Annotated in this window: 17 protein-coding genes; all 17 read left to right on the top strand. The window is 61.2% G+C overall.

The features are described 5' to 3' along the window. Nucleotides 1-24 precede the first annotated feature (24 nt). The 17 genes from AB5Z05_RS11860 (at nt 25) to AB5Z05_RS11780 (ending at nt 20,302) form a co-directional block, all read left to right on the top strand. The gene (locus tag AB5Z05_RS11860) at nt 25-1,464 is read left to right on the top strand and encodes a DUF1566 domain-containing protein (RefSeq protein WP_127006468.1); all 1,440 of its coding nucleotides are present in this window, start codon (nt 25-27) and stop codon (nt 1,462-1,464) included. 13 nt (nt 1,465-1,477) lie between these two features. Then, the gene (locus AB5Z05_RS11855) at nt 1,478-2,047 is read left to right on the top strand and encodes a DUF1566 domain-containing protein (protein ID WP_127006467.1); all 570 of its coding nucleotides are present in this window, start codon (nt 1,478-1,480) and stop codon (nt 2,045-2,047) included. Between the two features lie 380 nt (nt 2,048-2,427). Next, a complete protein-coding gene (locus tag AB5Z05_RS11850) occupies nt 2,428-2,832 on the top strand; it encodes an NADH-quinone oxidoreductase subunit A (protein WP_005344919.1) in 405 nt (134 codons plus the stop codon). Between the two features lie 29 nt (nt 2,833-2,861). After that, the gene (locus AB5Z05_RS11845) at nt 2,862-3,536 is read left to right on the top strand and encodes an NADH-quinone oxidoreductase subunit B family protein (protein ID WP_005344917.1); all 675 of its coding nucleotides are present in this window, start codon (nt 2,862-2,864) and stop codon (nt 3,534-3,536) included. A gap of 2 nt (nt 3,537-3,538) precedes the next feature. Next, on the top strand, nt 3,539-5,344 hold the full coding sequence (nuoC, locus tag AB5Z05_RS11840; protein WP_040067274.1) for an NADH-quinone oxidoreductase subunit C/D: 1,806 nt from the start codon (nt 3,539-3,541) through the stop codon (nt 5,342-5,344). Between the two features lie 80 nt (nt 5,345-5,424). After that, nucleotides 5,425-5,967: an NADH-quinone oxidoreductase subunit NuoE gene (gene nuoE, locus AB5Z05_RS11835; protein ID WP_005344912.1), complete on the top strand. Its 543-nt coding sequence runs from the start codon at nt 5,425-5,427 to the stop codon at nt 5,965-5,967. Next, entirely contained in the window at nt 5,964-7,349 is a 1,386-nt protein-coding gene (nuoF, locus tag AB5Z05_RS11830; protein WP_201986166.1) for an NADH-quinone oxidoreductase subunit NuoF, read from the top strand. Before nuoE ends, nuoF begins: the two co-directional genes overlap by 4 nt. A gap of 41 nt (nt 7,350-7,390) precedes the next feature. Then, complete coding sequence (gene nuoG, locus AB5Z05_RS11825; RefSeq protein WP_368151621.1) at nt 7,391-10,147, top strand: NADH-quinone oxidoreductase subunit NuoG; 2,757 nt, start codon at nt 7,391-7,393, stop codon at nt 10,145-10,147. Then, nucleotides 10,144-11,112 (top strand): NADH-quinone oxidoreductase subunit NuoH, encoded by a 969-nt coding sequence (gene nuoH, locus AB5Z05_RS11820; RefSeq protein ID WP_005337244.1) that lies wholly within the window; start codon nt 10,144-10,146, stop codon nt 11,110-11,112. The genes nuoG and nuoH overlap by 4 nt, the downstream gene beginning before the upstream one ends. Before the next feature lie 10 nt (nt 11,113-11,122). Continuing rightward, on the top strand, nt 11,123-11,665 hold the full coding sequence (gene nuoI, locus AB5Z05_RS11815; RefSeq protein WP_368151618.1) for an NADH-quinone oxidoreductase subunit NuoI: 543 nt from the start codon (nt 11,123-11,125) through the stop codon (nt 11,663-11,665). A 10-nt stretch (nt 11,666-11,675) separates the two neighbouring features. Next, on the top strand, nt 11,676-12,227 hold the full coding sequence (nuoJ, locus tag AB5Z05_RS11810) for an NADH-quinone oxidoreductase subunit J (protein WP_219264682.1): 552 nt from the start codon (nt 11,676-11,678) through the stop codon (nt 12,225-12,227). Continuing rightward, complete coding sequence (gene nuoK / locus AB5Z05_RS11805) at nt 12,224-12,532, top strand: NADH-quinone oxidoreductase subunit NuoK (RefSeq protein WP_005337247.1); 309 nt, start codon at nt 12,224-12,226, stop codon at nt 12,530-12,532. The genes nuoJ and nuoK overlap by 4 nt, the downstream gene beginning before the upstream one ends. Beyond that, nucleotides 12,529-14,376, top strand: a complete 1,848-nt coding sequence (gene nuoL / locus AB5Z05_RS11800; RefSeq protein WP_201986163.1) for an NADH-quinone oxidoreductase subunit L — start codon at nt 12,529-12,531, stop codon at nt 14,374-14,376. The genes nuoK and nuoL overlap by 4 nt, the downstream gene beginning before the upstream one ends. A gap of 98 nt (nt 14,377-14,474) precedes the next feature. Continuing rightward, entirely contained in the window at nt 14,475-16,019 is a 1,545-nt protein-coding gene (gene nuoM, locus AB5Z05_RS11795) for an NADH-quinone oxidoreductase subunit M (RefSeq protein ID WP_005337249.1), read from the top strand. Continuing rightward, nucleotides 16,016-17,479: an NADH-quinone oxidoreductase subunit NuoN gene (gene nuoN, locus AB5Z05_RS11790; RefSeq protein WP_368151615.1), complete on the top strand. Its 1,464-nt coding sequence runs from the start codon at nt 16,016-16,018 to the stop codon at nt 17,477-17,479. Before nuoM ends, nuoN begins: the two co-directional genes overlap by 4 nt. 232 nt (nt 17,480-17,711) lie before the next feature. Next, nucleotides 17,712-18,848 carry an FIST signal transduction protein gene (locus tag AB5Z05_RS11785; protein ID WP_236380545.1) on the top strand — a complete coding sequence of 379 codons (1,137 nt, stop codon included), beginning with the start codon at nt 17,712-17,714 and terminating at the stop codon, nt 18,846-18,848. Continuing rightward, nucleotides 18,845-20,302 carry an HD-GYP domain-containing protein gene (locus AB5Z05_RS11780; RefSeq protein WP_111899609.1) on the top strand — a complete coding sequence of 486 codons (1,458 nt, stop codon included), beginning with the start codon at nt 18,845-18,847 and terminating at the stop codon, nt 20,300-20,302. The genes AB5Z05_RS11785 and AB5Z05_RS11780 overlap by 4 nt, the downstream gene beginning before the upstream one ends.

Below are 20,302 nucleotides of genomic sequence, written 5' to 3'. Positions count from 1 at the left end.
TGTGACCGAATCAAGGAATGTGAAGTGAAACCATCCGTACTGGTTATTGCAACCCTCTCAGCCCTGCTCAGCGCCTGTGGCGGCGGGGAAGATAACGCACCACTGGCGATCCCGGACTACCGGGTCGATGTCGCTCTGCCGACTGCCGGTACCCTGTGCGCCGATCTGGATCAGAACTGGCAATGTGATCCCGCCGATCCTGCCGTCAGCGGCGAAGGAGCTGTGGCCCTGGTCAGCCGTTCGGCCAACATCGTCAACTCGCCCCTGCTGTTCGTACCGAGGAGCGGAGGCCTGCTACTGGCACATCCGGCCGCCAAAGGGGATCCACAACGGCTGCAACCGACCCTGCTCAGTACCCTGTGGCAGAGCCGCATTGCCGAAGGGGTGGCCGCCGATCGCGCACTGGCGCAGCTGCTGGCCGATCTCGCGCCGCTGCAACCGGGCAGCGATCGCGCGGCCCTCGCGGGTCTCGGCCAGTTTGATCAGGCGCTGCAGCAGGTGGCGATCAGCTTGCAACAACAGGCCCGCACACACCTTGCCACCGCCAAGGAGACCCAGTTGCTCACCACCAGCTATCGCGCCATCAGTCTGATGCTGGAGCAATTGGCTCAGGAGTGGCAGCGCAACGGCCAGTTTGCTGAAGAGACACAAAGAGAGCTACTGACCCTGCTGGTGCAGCAGCAGCCACGCAACCTGCTAACCGTCACCGGCGTCACCACCTTCAGCGATGGCAACGACCCGCTGCTGGAACAGGAACCCGCCGACTATCCGGGACAAGATGCCAGCTGGAATCGCACTCGTCCCCAGCTTGCCTATCGCAAACTCGATGATCGCGGTCAGGTGCTCCCCGACAACGCGCCGAGCTGGCAGTGCGTCAAGGATCTCAATACCGGTCTGGTGTGGGAGGTCAAATCGGACGATCCCTTGAGCCCGGCCTGGAAAAGCAGACCCTTTGCCTATGAGGATGAGCAGTTCAAGGCGACCGCAGGCGAGCAGCAAGCGGCCTACCAGCATATTCATAAGAGGATCGAACAGCTCACCGCCGAAGGAGATCTGGCGGCCCTAGCCCGGGCACAGGCGCTGACCACCATGCTGACCACCCGCGCGTATCAGCAGTGGCTCAATGGCGAGCAACGCTGCGGCATCAGCCAGTGGCGGCTGCCCACCATGGGTGAGCTGATGTCACTGATGCACTACGGCAGCCTGGCCAAGGACCCGCTGGGTCAACGCATCATCGTGGATACCCGTTACTTCCCGGATATCGCCTCCTCGGAAGATGACACCTACCATGGCTACTACTGGAGCGCCACCAGCAACACCGCCCAGCGCTTCTCCGGTGGCCCCATCAGCAAACGCACAGTCCTGCTCTTGGGAGAAGATGCGGGCACCACCTATCCCGCGCTGGTGCAGCAAGATACCTATATCGAGCTGATGCAGGTACGACTGGTCGCCACTCCCCAATAATCCGAGGAATATCATGAGCCTTTATCGCTTTTCGTTCGCCATGCTGGCACTGATGGCCCCCCTGGCCCACGGTGCTGCCATCTGTGATGACACCATGGATCGCACCGCCCCCTCTGCCCGTTTTCTTGACCATGGCAACGGCACCGTCACGGATCAACACACCGGCCTCACCTGGATGCGCTGCAAACTGGGACAGACATGGAGTGGCAGCAGTTGCCTGGGGGAACCGACCGTTTACTACTGGCAGCAGGGGCTGCAAGTGGCGGAGCGGATCCGCAGTGACAGCAGCCATGCTCTCTATCACTTCGGCGGTATCAGCCAGTGGCGCCTGCCCGACATCAAGGAGCTGGCGACCCTGGTCGAGCATGCCTGCTACAAGCCCTCTCTCAATGAAGCCATTTTCCCGCGTGCCATGGCGGGGGGCGGTAAAGAGGTCAATGAGGGCTATGTCTATCTGATGAGCAGCACGGTAACCTCCGCCAATGGTCAGCGGGCGTATCTGGACATCACCTCGGGAGATATCGGTCTTCGCTCCATTGGCGCCTACCCGGATCAGGTCTTGCTGGTCGCCAATAAACCCTGACCGCCCCACGCTCGAAACCGGAACGCGATGACAGGAGAGGCTTGAAAGCCTCTCTTTTTATTGCTCTTGCCATCCCCCCTGTCTCACCCGCCATCACGCTCTTCTCCCGCCTGCGCCCCCTGCCCGCGATACCGGCCTGATCCTGCTTCGCACGCGGAATTTACCCCTTTCAGGTGATGACGAGGAGCAGCTCTCTGCGCTTTCCAGGCCTTTCTCGCCCGCCATAACCAACAAAAAAGTGCGCTTCTTAACAAAATTTAATTACCGGTTAACCGATTAATAATTAACCCGTAAAAATGACATGTAAATCAGTGCGAAAGTGTCATAATGCGTAACATTATTGTTAAGTCGCTTGATTAATTTGGTTAGGAAAAACCTCTATGTTTGCTGATATTTCTGCTCAACATTGGGCTTTTGCCATTTATGTCATCGGTGCCATCACCATCTGTCTGGTGATGATAGGCCTCGCTGCCCTGCTGGGAGGTCGTGCCTACGGCCGCACCAAGAACAAGCCATTTGAATCTGGTGTCGACTCGGTCGGCAGTGCCCGCCTGCGTTTTTCCGCCAAGTTCTATCTGGTCGCCATGTTCTTCGTCATCTTCGACGTCGAGGCGCTCTACCTGTTTGCCTGGTCTGTTTCCGTGCGGGAGAGCGGCTGGGTCGGCTTTATTGAAGCCACCATTTTCATCGGACTGCTGCTTATCGGCCTGATCTACCTCTGGCGCATCGGCGCACTGGACTGGTCACCGCGCAAACCGCAGTTGAACAACAAAAACAGTGATTGAACCACAGACCCTTTCCTTGAGGTTGCACCATGAAGTACACCCTGACCCGGATTGACCCGGATGCACCCGTTGAGCGCTACCCCCAGGAGCAGCGCCAGACCGTCGATGACCCACTGGCGCAAGAAGCGACGCGCGGCATCATGATGGGCCGCCTCGAGGAGGTGCTGCAAGACACTGTCAACTGGGGCCGCAAAAACTCCCTCTGGCCTTACAACTTCGGCATCTCCTGCTGCTACGTGGAGATGTGTACCGCCTTCACCTCCCCCCACGATGTGGCCCGCTTCGGCGCCGAAGTTATCCGAGCCTCGCCCCGTCAGGCCGACTTCATGGTGATTGCAGGGACCCCCTTCATCAAGATGGCGCCAGTCATCCAGCGCCTGTATGAACAGCTGCTCGAACCCAAGTGGGTGATCTCCATGGGGGCCTGCGCCAACTCCGGCGGCATGTATGACATCTATTCCGTGGTGCAGGGGGTGGACAAGTTCCTGCCGGTCGACGTCTACATTCCGGGTTGCCCGCCCCGTCCCGAAGCCTTTTTACAAGCCCTGATGCTGCTGCAGGACTCCATCGGCAAAGAACGCCGCCCCCTCTCCTGGGTGGTGGGCGATCAGGGGATCTACCGTCCCCAGATGCAGGCCGAAAAAGAGCGCAAGCGCGGCGAACGGATCAATGTGACCAACCTGCGCACGCCGGATGAGATCTGACCATGAAACTGACTCGTGATTTTCCCAGCAATTACGCCATGGCCCAGTGGCAGCCCAGCGACCACAAGGATGCCAAAGTCATTGGCGAACTGTTTGCCCACTTCGGGGCCGAGCACTTCACCGTGCAGACCACGCGCACCGGCGTGCCGGTGGTCTGGCTTCCCCGCGAACTGCTGCAGGATGTGATGGGCTTTTTGCGCAAGGTGCCCTCCCCGTTTGTGATGCTGTTTGATCTCAGCGCCACCGACGAGCGGCTGCGCAGCCATCGCGACGGTCTGCCCCAGAGCGATTTCACCGTCTTCTATCACCTCATCTCCATCGACCGTAACGCCGATGTGATGTTGAAAGTGGCGCTGGCCGAAAGTGACCTGCATCTGCCCACCATCACCAACCACTTCCCCAATGCCAACTGGTACGAGCGGGAAGTGTGGGATCTGATGGGCATCACCTTCGATGGCCACCCCCATCTGACCCGCATCATGATGCCCAAGAGCTGGCAGGGTCACCCGCTGCGCAAGGATTACCCCGCGCGCGCCACCGAATTCGATCCCTTCATGCTCGATGCCGCCAAACAGGACATGGAGCAGGAGAACCTGCTGTTCAAACCGGAAGAGTGGGGCCTGGCCCGCGGCAACGAGAACGAGGACTACATGTTCCTCAACCTCGGCCCCAACCACCCCTCTGCCCACGGTGCCTTCCGGTTGGTGTTGCAGCTCGATGGCGAGGAGATCCGCAACTGCGTGCCCGACATCGGCTACCACCATCGTGGTGCCGAGAAGATGGGCGAGCGCCAATCCTGGCATAGTTACATTCCCTATACCGACCGGGTCGAGTATCTGGGCGGGGTAATGAACAACCTCCCCTATGTGCTGGCGGTCGAGAAGCTGGCCGGCATCAAGGTGCCGCAGCGGGTCGACATGATCCGGGTGATGATGGCGGAGCTGTTTCGCATCCAGAGCCACCTCTTGTTCCTCGGAACCTATATCCAGGACGTGGGGGCCATGACCCCGGTCTTCTTCACCTTCACCGACCGGCAGAAGATCTACACCATCATTGAAGCGATCACCGGTGCCCGCATGCACCCGGCCTGGTTCCGCATCGGCGGTGTGGCCCACGACTTGCCGAAGGGATGGCAGCGGCTGGTGCAGGACAACCTGTTGAGCTGGTTGCCCAAGCGCTTGATGGATTACGAGAAAGCCGCGATGCGCAACAGCATTCTGCGCGGTCGAACCATAGGCGTCTCTGCCTACACCACCGAGCAGGCGTTGTCCTGGGGCACCACGGGGGCCGGATTGCGCGCCACCGGCCTCAACTTCGACGTGCGCAAGTGGCGCCCCTACTCCGGTTACGATCAGTTCGACTTTGAAGTGCCGGTCGGCAGCAATGGCGATGCCTACGACAGAGCCACCGTGCGGATCGAGGAGATCCGCCAGAGCATGTCGATCATCGAGCAGTGCATGAAGAACATGCCGGAGGGCCCCTTCAAGGCGGATCACCCCCTCACCACCCCGCCGCCCAAAGAGCGAACCCTGCAGCACATCGAGACCCTGATCAACCACTTCCTGCAAGTGTCTTGGGGCCCGGTGATGCCCGCTGCCGAGTCGTTCCAGATGATTGAGGCGACCAAGGGGGTCAACAGTTACTACCTGACCAGTGACGGCTCGACCATGAGCTACCGGACCCGGATCCGCACCCCGAGCTTTGCTCACCTGCAGCAGATCCCCTCGGTGATCAAGGGCAGCATGGTGTCGGACCTCATCGTCTATCTGGGCAGTATCGATTTCGTTATGTCGGATGTGGACCGTTAAGTGATCCGCCCTCCCGGCCCTGGCCGGGAATCGGGATCGCCGGACGAGCAGTAAAAGGACAAGCCACCAAAGGTCAAGTCATGAGCCAGCAATGTCAGTGTCACAATAATCAGACCCCACAGGGGCAAGGGGCATGCAGCAGCAAACAGGACGACTTCGTTCTGAGCCAGGCTGAACGCGATGCCATCGAACACGAGAAACACCACTACGAAGATCCCCGCGCCGCCAGCATCGAAGCGCTCAAGATCGTGCAGCAGGCCAGAGGCTGGGTACCCGACGGTGCCATTCACGCCATCGCGGCCGAGCTCGGCATTCCCGCCAGCGACGTGGAGGGGGTCGCCACCTTCTATAGCCAGATCTTCCGCCAGCCGGTAGGGCGTCACATCATCCGCGTCTGCGACAGCATGGTCTGCTACATCAATGGCCATGAAGAGCTGATGGCCGGTCTCAAGGAGGTGATGAACCTCGGCCCCGGTCAAACTACCCCGGATGGCCGCTTCACCCTGCTGCCGGTCTGCTGCCTTGGCAACTGCGACAAGGGGCCAGCCATCATGATCGATGACGACACCTATGGCGGCCTCGATCCGGTGACCTTGCTGAAAACGCTGGAGGCTTACCCATGAGCCTGCCGCAAAACAAGATCCTCGCCTCTCTTGGCACCCCCAATCGCACCCCGCGAGCCCCCGAGACCCACCCGCTCACCTGGCGGCTGCGGGATGACGGCCAGCCGGTGTGGCTGGAGGAGTATCAGGCCAAACAGGGCTATGAAGCCGCCCGTAAGGCGCTCGGCCAGATGAGCCCGGACGAGATTGTCAGTACCGTCAAGGATGCCGGCCTCAAGGGGCGCGGCGGTGCGGGCTTCCCCACTGGTGTGAAGTGGGGGCTGATGCCCAAAGACGAGAGCATGAACATCCGTTACCTGCTCTGCAACGCCGACGAGATGGAGCCCAACACCTGGAAAGATCGCCTGCTGATGGAGCAACTGCCCCATCTGCTGATCGAGGGGATGATCATCAGTGCCCGGGCGCTCAAGGCCTATCGCGGCTATATCTTCCTGCGCGGCGAATACGTTGATGCCGCCATCCACCTGCGCCGCGCGGTGGAAGAGGCCAAGGCCGCCGGTCTGCTAGGCAAAAACATTCTGGGATCCGGTTTTGACTTCGAGCTGTTCGTCCACACCGGCGCCGGTCGCTACATCTGTGGTGAAGAGACGGCGCTGATCAACTCGCTGGAAGGGCGCCGCGCCAACCCGCGCGCCAAGCCCCCCTTCCCCGCCGTTTCCGGCGTCTGGGGCAAACCCACCTGCGTCAACAACGTAGAAACCCTCTGCAACGTGCCCGCCATTATCGGCAACGGAGTCGCCTGGTATCACGCTCTGGCGCTGCCGGGCTCGGAAGATCACGGCACCAAGCTGATGGGCTTCTCCGGCAAGGTGAACAACCCCGGGGTCTGGGAGCTGCCCTTTGGCATCACCGCCCGCGAGCTGTTTGAAAATTACGCCGGCGGGATGAAGAGCGGCTATCGCCTGAAAGCCTGGCAACCGGGCGGCGCGGGCACCGGCTTCCTGCTGCCAGAGCACCTCGATGCCCAGATGTATACCGCCGGTATCGGCAAGGTAGGTACCCGGATGGGGACTGGCCTCGCCATGGCGGTGGATGACTCCATCAGCATGGTCTCCCTGCTGCGCAACATGGAGGAGTTCTTCGCCCGCGAGTCGTGTGGCTGGTGCACGCCCTGCCGCGACGGCCTGCCCTGGAGCGTCAAGCTGCTGCGGGCACTGGAACGTGGCGAAGGGCAATCCGGCGATCTGGCGACCCTGGAGCAACTCTGCGGTTTCCTTGGCCCGGGCAAGACCTTCTGCGCCCACGCACCGGGCGCCGTCGAGCCGCTGGCCAGCGCCATCAAATATTTCCGCTCCGAATTCGAGGCCGGGATCAAAGGCAGCGGCGACAACCGCAAGCCGGTCAAAGGGATCCAGCCCAATCTGCTGGGCGAGCGCTGGTAACGACACCACAGATTTCACAAAACAGGTTTCAGGGAAGTTGTATGGCAACCATTTATGTAGACGGCAAAGAGTACGAGGTAGACGGAGCAGATAACCTGCTGCAAGCCTGTCTGTCGCTGGGTCTGGACGTCCCCTATTTCTGCTGGCACCCGGCGCTGGGTAGCGTTGGCGCCTGCCGCCAGTGTGCGGTCAAACAGTATCAGAATGCCGATGACAAACGCGGTCGTCTGGTCATGTCCTGCATGACCCCGGCCACCGATGGCAGCTATATCGCCATCGAGGATGAAGAGGCAAAAGAGTTTCGCAAAAGCGTGGTGGAGTGGCTGATGACCAACCACCCCCACGACTGTCCGGTGTGTGAAGAGGGCGGCGCCTGCCACCTGCAGGACATGACGGTGATGACCGGCCACAACAGCCGTCGCTACCGCTTTACCAAGCGCACCCACCAGAATCAGGAGCTGGGCCCCTTCATCGGTCACGAGATGAACCGCTGCATCGCCTGCTACCGCTGCGTCCGTTACTACAAGGATTATGCCGGTGGCGAGGATCTCGGGGTCTACGGTGCCCACGACAACGTCTATTTCGGGCGGGTCGAGGATGGCACCCTGGAGAGCGAATTTTCCGGCAACCTGGTGGAGGTCTGCCCCACCGGCGTCTTCACTGACAAGACCCACTCCGAGCGTTACAACCGCAAGTGGGACATGCAGTTTGCCCCCAGCATCTGCCAGCAATGTTCCGTGGGCTGCAACATCAGCCCGGGTGAGCGTTATGGCGAGCTGCGCCGCATCGAAAACCGCTTCCACGGCAGCGTCAACCACTACTTCCTTTGTGACCGTGGCCGCTTTGGCTATGGCTACGTCAATCGGGCGGATCGCCCGCGCCAACCGCTGCTCAAAGATGGCAACGACCAGCTGACCATCACAGTCGATGGCGCCCTCAACCGCGCCGCCGATGCCCTGCGTAGTGCCAGCGACCTCATCGGCATCGGATCGCCCCGCGCGTCGCTCGAGAGCAACTTTGCCCTGCGCGAGCTGGTGGGTGAAGACAACTTCTACGCAGGCGTCGAGCAGGCCGAATGGGCCTGTCAGCTGAAGATGCTGCAGATCCTGCAACAGGGCGGCGTGCCGACTCCGAGCCTGCGGGACATGGAAGAGGCTGACGCCATTCTGGTGCTCGGCGAAGATGTCACCATGAGCGCCGCCCGTATCGCGTTGGCGCTGCGCCAAGCCGTCAAGGGCAAGGCTCGCGAGCTGGCCCGCAAGATGAAGGTCGATCTGTGGCAAGTCGCCGCCGTTCAGACCCTGGGTCAGAACGAGCGCTACCCGCTGCTCATCACCAGCCTCGACACCACCCGTCTTGATGATGTGGCGGCCGACAAGCTGCACGCCCCCTATGCCGATCAGGCGCGCCTTGGCTTTGCCATCGCCAACCTGCTCGACCCAGTAGCACCGGCCGTGACCGATCTCGGCCCCGAGCAGCAGGCACAAGCGACTCGCTGGGCCGAGCTGCTCGGCAACGCCAAGAAGCCGCTCATCATTGCAGGCTCCACTGCCCGCGATGTGGCGCTGCTTGAGGCGGCCAGCAACATTGCCCGCGCCCTGAAAGGACGTGGTCTGGAAGCCAGCATCGCGCTGGTTAGCCAGGAGGCCAACTCGCTGGGTCTGGCCATGCTGGGCGCTCAAACCTTGTCAGACAAGCCACTCGAAGCCGCCCTTGCGCGTATCGAGTCAGAAGAGGGGTTGGCGCTGGTCACTCTGGAGAACGATCTCTACCGCCGCGCGCCACGCAACCGGGTGGATGCTGCGCTGGCACGGCTGCAGCACCTGCTGGTCATCGACCATCAGGCGACCCCGACCGCCAACAAGGCTGATCTGGTGCTGCCAGCGGCCAGTTTTGCCGAAGCCGATGGCACCTTGGTCAATATGGAAGGACGCGCCCAGCGCTTCTTCCAGGTCTATGCGCCCGCCTTCTACAACGCCGATATTCAGGTGCGTGAAGGGTGGCGCTGGCTGGCGGCGCTGCAAGGGGCGATAGAACGCAAGCCGCTGCGCTGGCAGAACTTCGACCAGGTCAATCATGACTGCGCCACCAGCAATCCGCTGCTCGCTACCATGCTGGAAGCGGCGCCCAACGCAGGCTTGCGGATCCGTGGCATGCGGCTGGCCCGTGAGCCACACCGCTACAGTGGTCGCACCTCCATGCTGGCGGATCAGAACGTCAGCGAGCCACGGGTAGCGCAAGATCCCGACTCCCCCTTCAACTTCTCCATGGAAGGGTATGCCGGAGCCCGTCAGCCGCTGCCGCAAGTACCGTTCGCCTGGGCACCGGGCTGGAACTCTCCCTCCGCCTGGAACAAGTTCCAGGATGAAGTGGGTGGCAAACTGCGTGCTGGCGATCCGGGTCGCCGTCTGCTGGAAGCAACAGACCCGCAGGCAGAAGGCAAGGAGCTGCTCGGCTGGTTCACCACCATCCCCGCCCCCTTCAAGGCCGCAGAGGCGCTGCAAGTGGTCAATTATGCCCAGCTGTTTGGCGGCGAGGAGCTCTCCGCTCGCAGCCCGGTCATTCAAGCCCGGATGAACGAACCCGAGCTGGTACTCAATGCCCTTGATGCGCAGCGTCTGGCCCTCCACGGGGGCAGTCAGGTCTCCTTCTCCTGGGGCGGTAGCCACTGGCAACTGCGTCTGCGGCTTAGCGAGCAGCTGAGCGCCGGTCTGGTGGGGCTTCCCCTTGGGGTGAACGGCCTGCCGACGGCCCTGCAACAAGCCTCAATCACTAACCTGCAGGAGGTGATCGCATGAGCGAGTCGCTGATCGATCTGTTGCTGGAGGTGGGCAAGGCACTGATTGTGCTGGTGGGGATCGTAGGGGCTGGCGCCTTCATGAGCTTCATCGAGCGCCGTCTGCTGGCCCTGTGGCAGGATCGCTACGGCCCCAACCGGGTGGGGCCGTTTGGTCTGCTCCAGCTGGCCGCCGACATGATCAAGATGTTCTTCAAGGAGGACTGGATCCCGCCGTTCGCTGATCGGCGGATCTTTATCCTGGCCCCCATCATCGCCTTCACTGCCTTTATTCTGGCGTTTGCGGTGGTGCCCATCACCCCCACCTGGGGCGTGGCGGATCTCAATGTGGGGCTGCTCTACATCCTGGCCATCGCGGGGCTGGCGGTCTATGCGGTGCTGTTCGCCGGCTGGTCGAGCAACAACAAATACTCATTGCTCGGCAGCTTGCGCGCCTCGGCCCAGACCCTCTCCTACGAGGTGTTTCTCGGGCTATCCCTGATGGGGATTGTGATCCAGACCGGCAGTTTCAACCTGCGGGATATCGTCGAGGCACAGGCAGACTTGTGGAACGTGGTGCCCCAGATTTTGGGCTTTGTCACCTTCCTGTTTGCCGGTGTCGCCGTCACCCACCGTCACCCGTTCGATCAGCCGGAAGCCGAGCAGGAGCTCGCCGATGGCTATCACATCGAGTATGCGGGGATGAAGTGGGGTCTCTTCTTCGTGGGCGAATATATCGGCATCGTGCTGATCTCCTCGCTCATCGTGACCCTCTTCTTCGGTGGCTGGCACGGCCCCTGGCTGCCCCCCTTCATCTGGTTTGCCCTGAAGACCGCCTGTTTCATGGTGTTCTTCATCCTGCTGCGGGCCTCCCTGCCTCGCCCGCGCTTTGACCAGGTGATGTCGTTTGGCTGGAAAGTCTGCTTGCCGCTGACCCTGATCAATATGCTGGTCACCGCGGCAGTTGTACTGATAAGTACGCAGTGAGGCACTCAATATGAAAATTGTTAGCATTATTCAGGGTGTCGGCACCCAGTTACGCAGTCTGGCCATGGTCTTCTCCCATGCCTGGCGGCCCCGTGAAACCCTCAACTATCCGGAGCAGGCAGTCTATGCCGCCCCCCGCTACCGCGGTCGCATCGTGCTGACCCGTGACCCCGACGGGGACGAGCGCTGCGTGGCCTGCAACCTCTGCGCAGTTGCCTGCCCGGTCGGCTGCATCTCGCTGCAAAAATCCGAGCGGGAAGATGGTCGCTGGTATCCGGAGTTCTTTCGCATCAACTTCTCTCGCTGCATCTTCTGCGGCCTGTGTGAAGAGGCTTGCCCTACCACCGCCATCCAGCTGACACCGGATTTCGAGATGGGTGAGTATCGCCGCCAGGATCTGGTGTACGAGAAGGAAGATCTGCTGATCAGCGGGCCCGGCAAATTCCCGGACTACAACTTCTATCGCATGAGCGGGATGGCCATCGACGGCAAGCCGAAAGGGGATGCCGAAAACGAAGCCAAGCCCATCGATGTCAAGAGCCTGCTGCCCTGAGGAGTCAATCATGGAACTGGCATTTTATGCCTCGGCCCTGGTGGCCATTTACAGCACGCTGCGGGTGATCAGTACCAGCAATCCCATGCATGCGCTGCTCAATCTCATCATCTCCCTCATCGCCGTGGCCATGATCTTCTTCTGCCTGGGTGCCGCCTTTGCGGGCGCCCTGCAGGTGATCGTCTACGCCGGCGCCATCATGGTGCTGTTCGTGTTCGTGGTGATGATGCTGAACCTGGGGAGTGCCCAGGCACAGGAGAAAAAGTGGCTCACCCCCATGACCTGGGGGGGCCCAGCCCTGCTCTCGCTGATCCTGTTGGGCTTTCTGGCCCACGGCATTCTCGGGGTGAGCGGGGGCCTGATCGGAGTGACCGAGGTGACCGCCAAGCAGGTGGGTGTCGAGCTCTTTGGCCCCTATGTGCTGGCGGTGGAGCTTGCCTCCATCCTGCTGCTGGCGGGTCTGGTAACCGCCTATCACCTGGGTCGGGAAGAGAAGAGCGGTGAAGTGCTCTCCGTCCCGCGCTCTGCTTCCCGCTCTGCACAAGAAGGAGGTCAGCAATGAATGGAATCCCTATGGAGCACGGCCTCCTGCTGGCCGCGGTGCTCTTCTGCATCGGCTTGTGCGGTCTGCTGATCCGCCGCAACCTGCTCTACATCCTGATGAGTATCGAGATCATGATGAATGCCTCGGCACTGGCGTTTGTGGTGGCGGGTAGCCGCTGGGCCCAGGCCGATGGCCAGATCATGTATATCCTGGTGATTTCTCTGGCGGCAGCGGAGGCCAGTATCGGCCTTGCCCTGTTACTGCTGCTCTATCGTCGTTACCACACCCTGAACGTGGACACTGTGAGCGAGATGCGCGGATGAGCCTCTTATATCTGACTTTTCTATTTCCGCTGCTGGGATGGCTGGTGTTGGCCTTCTCCCTCGGCCGGTTTGGTGAGCGTACCTCGGCGCTGATCGGGGTAGGCTCCATTGGCCTGTCGGCCCTCACTACCCTGTGGGTGGGCATCGACTTTCTGGGCAACCCGCCCGAGGGGGGCGTCTATGTCCAGCGCCTGTGGCAATGGATGGCGGTGGGCAACTTTACACCGAGCTTCTCGCTGGCACTGGATGGCCTGTCGCTGACCATGCTGGGGGTGGTGACCGGGGTGGGTTTCTTTATCCACCTGTTCGCCTCCTGGTATATGCGAGGGGAAGAGGGTTACTCCCGCTTCTTCACCTACACCAACCTCTTTATCGCCAGCATGCTGTTTCTGGTGCTGGCCGATGACCTGCTGTTTGTCTACCTCGGCTGGGAAGGGGTGGGGCTGTGCAGCTATCTGCTGATCGGCTTCTACTACAAGGATCGCAAGAACGGAGCGGCGGCCCTCAAGGCATTTGTCGTGACCCGGGTGGGTGATGTCTTCCTCGCCATCGGCCTGTTTATCCTTTATCGGGAACTGGGCACCCTCAATATCCACGAGCTGCTGGTTCGTGCCCCGACCCTGTTTGCCGAGGGCTCCCCTGCCCTGTCGCTGGCCTGCCTGATGCTCTTGGGCGGCGCGGTCGGCAAATCGGCACAGCTGCCGCTGCAAACCTGGCTAGCGGATGCGATGGCAGGCCCGACGCCCGTCTCCGCGCTGATCCACGCCGCCACCATGGTGACCGCCGGTGTCTACCTGATTGCCCGTACCCACGGCCTGTTCCTGCTGGCGCCAGAGATCCTCCATCTGGTCGGGCTGGTTGGCGCCATCACCCTGGTGCTGGCAGGCTTTGCCGCGCTGGTTCAGACCGATATCAAGCGGATCCTCGCCTACTCCACCATGAGCCAGATTGGCTACATGTTTCTGGCACTGGGTGTCGGCGCATGGGAAGGGGCCATCTTCCACCTGATGACCCACGCCTTCTTCAAGGCGCTGCTGTTCCTCTCCGCCGGTGCCGTTATCGTTGCCTGCCACCATGAGCAGAACATCTTCAAGATGGGCGGGCTGCGCAAGAGTCTGCCGCTGGTCTATGCCTGCTTCCTGGTGGGGGGCTCGGCGCTGGCCGCGCTGCCGCTGGTCACCTCCGGTTTCTACAGTAAGGACGCCATCCTGTGGCAAGTAGAGGCCTCTGGCCAAAGCGCGCTACTGTGGGCCGGTCTGGCGGGGGCATTCCTCACCTCGCTCTATACCTTCCGGCTGATCTTCATCGCCTTCCATGGCAAAGAGCAGACCAAAGCCCATGCGGGCCACGGTCTGGCTCACCATCTGCCGCTGCTGGTATTGCTGGTGCTCTCCACCGGCATCGGCGCGCTGATCACCCCGCCACTGGCAGGTGTACTACCCGCAGGCCCGGGGGACCATATCGAAGAGGGTCGCCATGCACTGGAGGTAGCCTCCGGCATCATCGCCATTGCCGGCATTGCGCTGGCCGCGTTTCTGTTCCTTGGTGAGCGCCGTCTGGCCACCTCCATTGCCAACAGCGCGCCGGGCCGCCTGCTCAGCACCCTCTGGTTCAACGCTTGGGGCTTTGACTGGCTCTATGACCAGCTGTGGGTCAAACCCTATCTGCTGGCGACCCGTCTGGTCGGGCAGGATCCGCTGGACTGGATGATGGGCCTGCCCGCCTGGCTTGCCCTGCGTGGCAACCAGCTGCTGGCCTGGACCGTGACCGGCAAGTTGCGCTGGTATGCCGCCTCCATGGGGATCGGCGCCGTGCTAGTGCTGGCGCTGTTGCTGCTGGGGTAACGCGATGAACAACCGGACAATCATACAGCCAGGCTGTTTGCTCTCCCTGATGGAACAGGGAGCGCAATCTCATATGAACTTGAACGAGAGCTGATACCGTGACCTTACTCTGGATCTTGCTAATTCCTTTTATCGGCGGCTTGCTCTGCTGGCAGATGGAGCGTCTCGGCGGGCAGTTTGTCCGCTGGGTTGCCCTGCTCTCCATGAGCGCCAGCTTGTTGCTATCCTGTGCCATCTGGCTAAGTGGTGATTTCTCCCTTGCCACGACCGGCCTCGACAGCGCGGGCGTCTCTGGTGCTGCCTCCGCCTGGGCCGCCGAGTGGCGCCTGCCGTGGATCCCCCGCTTCGGCATCTCTTTGCATCTGGCGGTGGATGGCCTGTCGCTCTTGATGGTGATCCTCACCTGCTTTATCGGGGTACTGGCCATTCTCTGTTCGTGGAAAGAGATCGTACAGCGCATCGGCTTCTTCCACCTCAACCTGCTCTGGATCCTGGGCGGCGTGCTCGGGGTCTTTATGGCGCTGGACCTGTTCCTCTTCTTCTTTTTCTGGGAGATGATGCTGGTTCCCATGTACTTCCTGATTGCGCTCTGGGGCCACTCGGTCACTGACGGCAAATCACGGATCAACGCCGCAACCAAGTTCTTCATCTACACCCAGGTGAGCGGCCTTATCATGCTGGTGGCCATCATCGGGCTGGTGCTGACCCACCAGCATGCCACCGGAGTCTTCACCTTCAACTATCTGGAGCTGCTCAATACCCCGATGAGCAAGGGCGTTCAGTGGCTGCTGATGCTGGGCTTCTTTATCGCCTTCGCGGTCAAGATGCCGCTGGTACCGCTGCACGGCTGGCTGCCGGATGCCCACAGTCAGGCGCCGACCGCAGGTTCGGTGGATCTCGCCGGTATTTTGCTCAAAACCGCCGCCTACGGTCTGCTGCGCTTTGCCTTACCGCTGTTCCCCGAGGCGTCCGCCGAGTTTGCCCCCTACGCCATGGTGCTTGGCCTGATCGGTATCGTCTACGGTGCCATCGTGGCCTTTGCCCAGACCGACATCAAACGGCTGGTAGCCTACACCAGCATCTCCCACATGGGTTTTGTGATGATCGCCATCTACTCGGGTAGCGAGCTGGCCCTGCAGGGCGCCGTGGTGCAGATGATCGCCCACGGTCTCTCGGCTGCCGGCCTCTTTATCCTCTGCGGTCAGCTCTACGAGCGGTTGCACACCCGGGATCTGCGCCAGATGGGCGGCCTGTGGGGACGCCTGCGCTATCTGCCCGGCGTGATGCTCTTCTTCTCGGTAGCGTCGCTCGGCATGCCGGGCACCGGCAACTTTGTCGGCGAGTTCCTGATCCTGGTCGGCAGCTTCCAGGTTGCCCCTGTCATCACGGCGGTCGCCACCTTCGGTCTGGTGCTGGCCTCGGTCTACTCTCTCATCATGTTGCAGCGTGCCTGCTTTGGCCCCGCCAAGGATGAGAGCATGCTCAAGGGGCTGGATCGCCGCGAGCTGACCATGATGATGGTGATCGCGGGCCTGCTGGTTCTGCTTGGCCTCTATCCCCAACCCGTGATTGACACCGCCAGCAGCAGCCTTATCAACGTGCTGCACTGGTATCTGCTGCCGACTGCTGGAGCTCTGCAATGACTTTCTCCGCTTCCCAACTGCTGGCACTGCTTCCCCTGCTGTTGACCACCGGGGCCATGGCGGCCCTGATGCTGGCCATCGCCTGGCGCCGCTGTGTCACCACCGCCTTTACCGTGACCATTGTTGGCCTCAACCTTGCTCTGTTCTCGCTGCCCATCGTGATGGCGCAAGGGGATCAGGGGGTCACCCCGCTGCTGCAAGTCGATGGCTATGCCGTCTTCTACATGGGATTGGTGCTGATTGGTGCGCTGGCAACCTGTACCTTCGGCCAGTCGTGGCTGAAAGCCTACCCGGATAACCGGGAAGAGTTCTTCCTGCTGCTGCTGATCGCCACGGCCGGTGGTCTGGTGCTGGCTTGCTCCCGCCACCTCGCCTCCCTCTTCATCGGGATCGAGATGCTGACCCTGCCAATGTTCGGTCTGGTGGGCTACGCCTACCGCGAGCGCCACTCGCTAGAAGCCGCGGTGAAATACATGGTGCTCTCTGCCGCCGCCACCGCCTTCCTGCTGTTTGGCATGGCGCTGCTCTATGCACAGGCAGGCAGCCTGAGCTTTGCCGCCCTGGGGCAGACCCTGGCCGAGAGCCCTGCTCACCACCCGCTGCTGATGGGCGGTTTGGGGTTAATGCTGGTTGGCTTTGCCTTTAAATTGTCGCTGGCCCCCTTCCACCTCTGGACCCCGGATGTCTACGAAGGTGCCCCGGCACCGGTGGCCACCTTCCTCGCCACCGTCAGCAAGGTGGCGGTCTTTGCCGTGCTGCTGCGCTTCTATCTGGCGGTACCGGCGGCGAGCGATCCCATGATCCACTGGCTGCTGGCCGCCATGGCGGTCATCTCCATCCTGGTCGGCAACCTGCTGGCGCTGGTGCAGACCAACGTCAAACGGATGCTGGGTTACTCCTCCATCTCCCACTTCGGTTACCTGCTGGCGGTGATCGTGGCGAGCCGATTCGGCCAGATGCCGGTGGAAGCAGCCGGGGTCTACCTGCTGATGTATCTGTTCACCAGCCTGGGTGCCTTTGGGGTGGTGAGCATGATGTCGAGCCCCTATCGCGGCAAGGATGCCGACTCCCTGCACAGCTATCGTGGTCTGTTCTGGAAGCGCCCCTATCTGACTGCCGTACTGACGGTGATGATGTTGTCACTCGCGGGCATCCCGATGACCCTCGGCTTTATCGGCAAGTTCTACCTCATCGGCGTCACCGTCGAGGCGCAGCTCTGGTGGCTCTCCGGTGCCATCGTGCTCGGCAGCGCACTGGGTCTCTACTACTACCTCAAGGTGATGGTGACCCTCTATCTGCGCGAACCGGGTATGCAGCAGCGCGATGCCAGCGCCGACTGGGCACTCTCCTCCGGTGGTGTGGTAGTGCTGCTCTCTGCAGCGCTGGTGGTGTTGCTGGGGCTCTATCCCCAGCCGGTCATCAGCCTGGTACAAGGGTTCCAGCACGTGGTATTGCAGTAACCTTTACCGTTACTACCCCTCATTACCCGCAAAACCGGCAGCCTTGGCTGCCGGTTTTCTATTTCCGGCCCGACAGCATCACGCATTCCGCGAGCCAGCAAATGACAGATCAGTCATCGAGGGTGATACCCATCATGGTTTTTGCCATACAACCAGAACCGGGCGAGATCCTCATACCCTCTTGAATTCCTTATTGATATATTGGTTACATTCTGGAATGGAGTTCAGATTGATGAAGCAACACTACGTTTGCCAATTTAACCCGACAGAACTGGCCGCCACGCTGGCACCCTTGCAAGGAGGCAAGCTGACCATACTGCTGGCCGAACAGGATTGCGCGCAGGTTCCCCTGTTGCAGCAGTTGTGCCGCGACTTCAACATCACCCTGAATGGCGCCATCTTCCCCCAGCTGATCGGTGCGCAAGGATTGTTGCCACAGGGTGCCTGGCTACTGCCCAGAGCCAACCCCTATCACGCCACACTGCTGCCCCTGACACCGCAGGCCAGCGCAGTATCCCTTGCCCACCGGATTGCGGAACAGGTGGAGAACATGCTGGCCACCTGGCCAACCCCTTCGCCGCCACCAACCCTGTTTCTGACCTTCGACAACCTCATTCCCAATATCGCCTCCATTCTGGATGCGCTTTATCTGCAACTGGCCAATCGCGTCAACTATGCCGGCGCCAACGCAGGCAGCGGCAGCTTCACCCCCCTTGCCTGCCTGTTCGACAATCAACGGCAACTTGCCTACGGGGTCACCTGCACGCTGCTGCCCAGCAACAGCTTTCCCTTTCTGGAACATGGTTACCAACTCTCGGCCCAACCAATGCTGGCCACCAGCAGTGAAGCGAACAAGATTGCCTACATCGACTGGCAACCGGCCTTTCAAAAATATCAGGGGCTGATCAGCCAGCAATTCCAGCACACTATGGTGCGCGAGGAGCTCTACCGTTTCGTGGTGCACATGCCACTGGGCCTGCTGCGGGCCAACGGGGATGTAATTGTCAGGATCCCCGTCGAGGCAAACGATGACGGCGCCCTGCTCTGCGCCGGCGAGGTCGCAGAGCACAGCATCCTCACCCTGCTGAAGGCGCCAGAGAGTGCCACCGAACATGCCTGCTCACTGGCCAGGCGCCTCAACCAGCAACAAACCCTCACCCGGGCACACTTGTTGGAGGTCTACTACTGCGCAGGACGCCAGCTGCACTTCGACCAGCAGACGGTGACCGAACTGCACACCCTGCTGACCCACTCGGGGGCCGGCGATCTGGCAGGAGCCCTCTCCCTTGGCGAAATTGGCAGCGTGCGCCACGGGGATTACCCCCAATTTCATAACGGCGCCATTCTCTGTAACGGGACATTGATATGAACAACGACCACGCCATGGCCATCGTCTGCGATCTGGCGCTCTGCATCGGGCGTGAAGTCACGCTGGATGCGCTGCTCACCAAGGTACTACAACGTTTTATGCATCACTGCGCCACGCCGGTTGGCGCGGTATTGCAGCAGCAACAGGAGGGATACAAGCTGCTCAAGGTGATCGGCGACGAGCAGCTGCGCCAGCACACCGGCACCACCCTGCCACTGCCTGGGTGGGTCAGCGAGGAGGAGCACTGCCTGCTGCAACAGACGCTCCCCCTGCCGGGCAGCCGCCCCTACCACTTTGCCTATCGGCTCAAGGTTGAAGGGGGTTATCTCATCTTGCTGCTCACCCCCCAGCCACATCAGCAGATCGTACCGGTCTGCCATCTGTTCAGCCCGGTGCTCGGCAACCTGGCCCGCGCCATTTCCCTCTGCAAGGACAGCGAGCTGCTCGCCCTGCGTCAGCAGGCCGAACTGAAGGATCTGAAACACTTCAACGAATCCCTGCTCAAGGCTATCCCGATCCCGGTGTTCTACAAAGATATCGAAGGGCGGTTTCTGGGCTGCAACCAGGCCTTCAATCAGGTGATCGGCATCGGCAAGGAGGCGCTGCTGGGTCGACGGGTCGAGGAGCTGCTGCCAGTCGGGCTTGCCGAGGCCTACAGCATGCGGGAAGCCGAGTTGCTGCGAAGTCGCCAGCCCCAGTGCATCGAACAGCAGTTGCATGACCGCAATGGCATGCGCTATCAGGTCATCTGTTTCAAGGATCTCTTCTATGACCATCAGGGGATGGTTGCCGGCATCATCGGCACCCTGGTCGACATCACCCGCCTCAAGGAGAGCGAGCGCCACCAGCGTGACCTGCTGTTCCAGACCATCAGAGCCCTCGCCAGCGCCATCAGCCACAAGGATCGCAACAGTGCGGGCCATGAGCTGAGGGTGCGCGATTTGGCACTGGCCATCGGGCAGGCCATGCAACTGCGGCAAGAGCGGCTGGATGCGCTGGGACTGGCGGCCATGGTGCACAATATCGGCCTGCTGCAGATCCCCACCGAGATCATCACCCGCCCACGTGAATTGCGCCCGGTGGAGTTCGAACTGATCAAGCAGCACCCCCAGGCCGGCCACGATATTCTCAAACAGATCGACTTCCCCTGGCCCATCGCCACCATAGTGCTGCAGCACCACGAAAACCTCGATGGCAGCGGCTATCCACAGGGGCTGGCGGGCAACGCCATTACCCTGGAGGCGCGCATTATCCGGGTGGCCGACTCGCTGATCGCCATGACCTCCCATCGCCCGTTCCGCCGGGCCATGCCCCTGAGTGACGCCTTTGCCGAACTGACCCGCTATGCCGGGATCCATTACGATGAAAAAGTGGTCAACAGCTGTATCGTGCTCTGGCAGACCGGCTACCACTTCGGTCCTCCCATCAGTCAACTTGCAGACAAGGCGGGATAA

The sequence above is a fragment of the Aeromonas sp. R2-4 genome (genome assembly GCF_040908365.1).
Lineage (GTDB): Bacteria > Pseudomonadota > Gammaproteobacteria > Enterobacterales > Aeromonadaceae > Aeromonas > Aeromonas veronii.
This window is presented reverse-complemented; position numbering and strand designations above follow the sequence as displayed.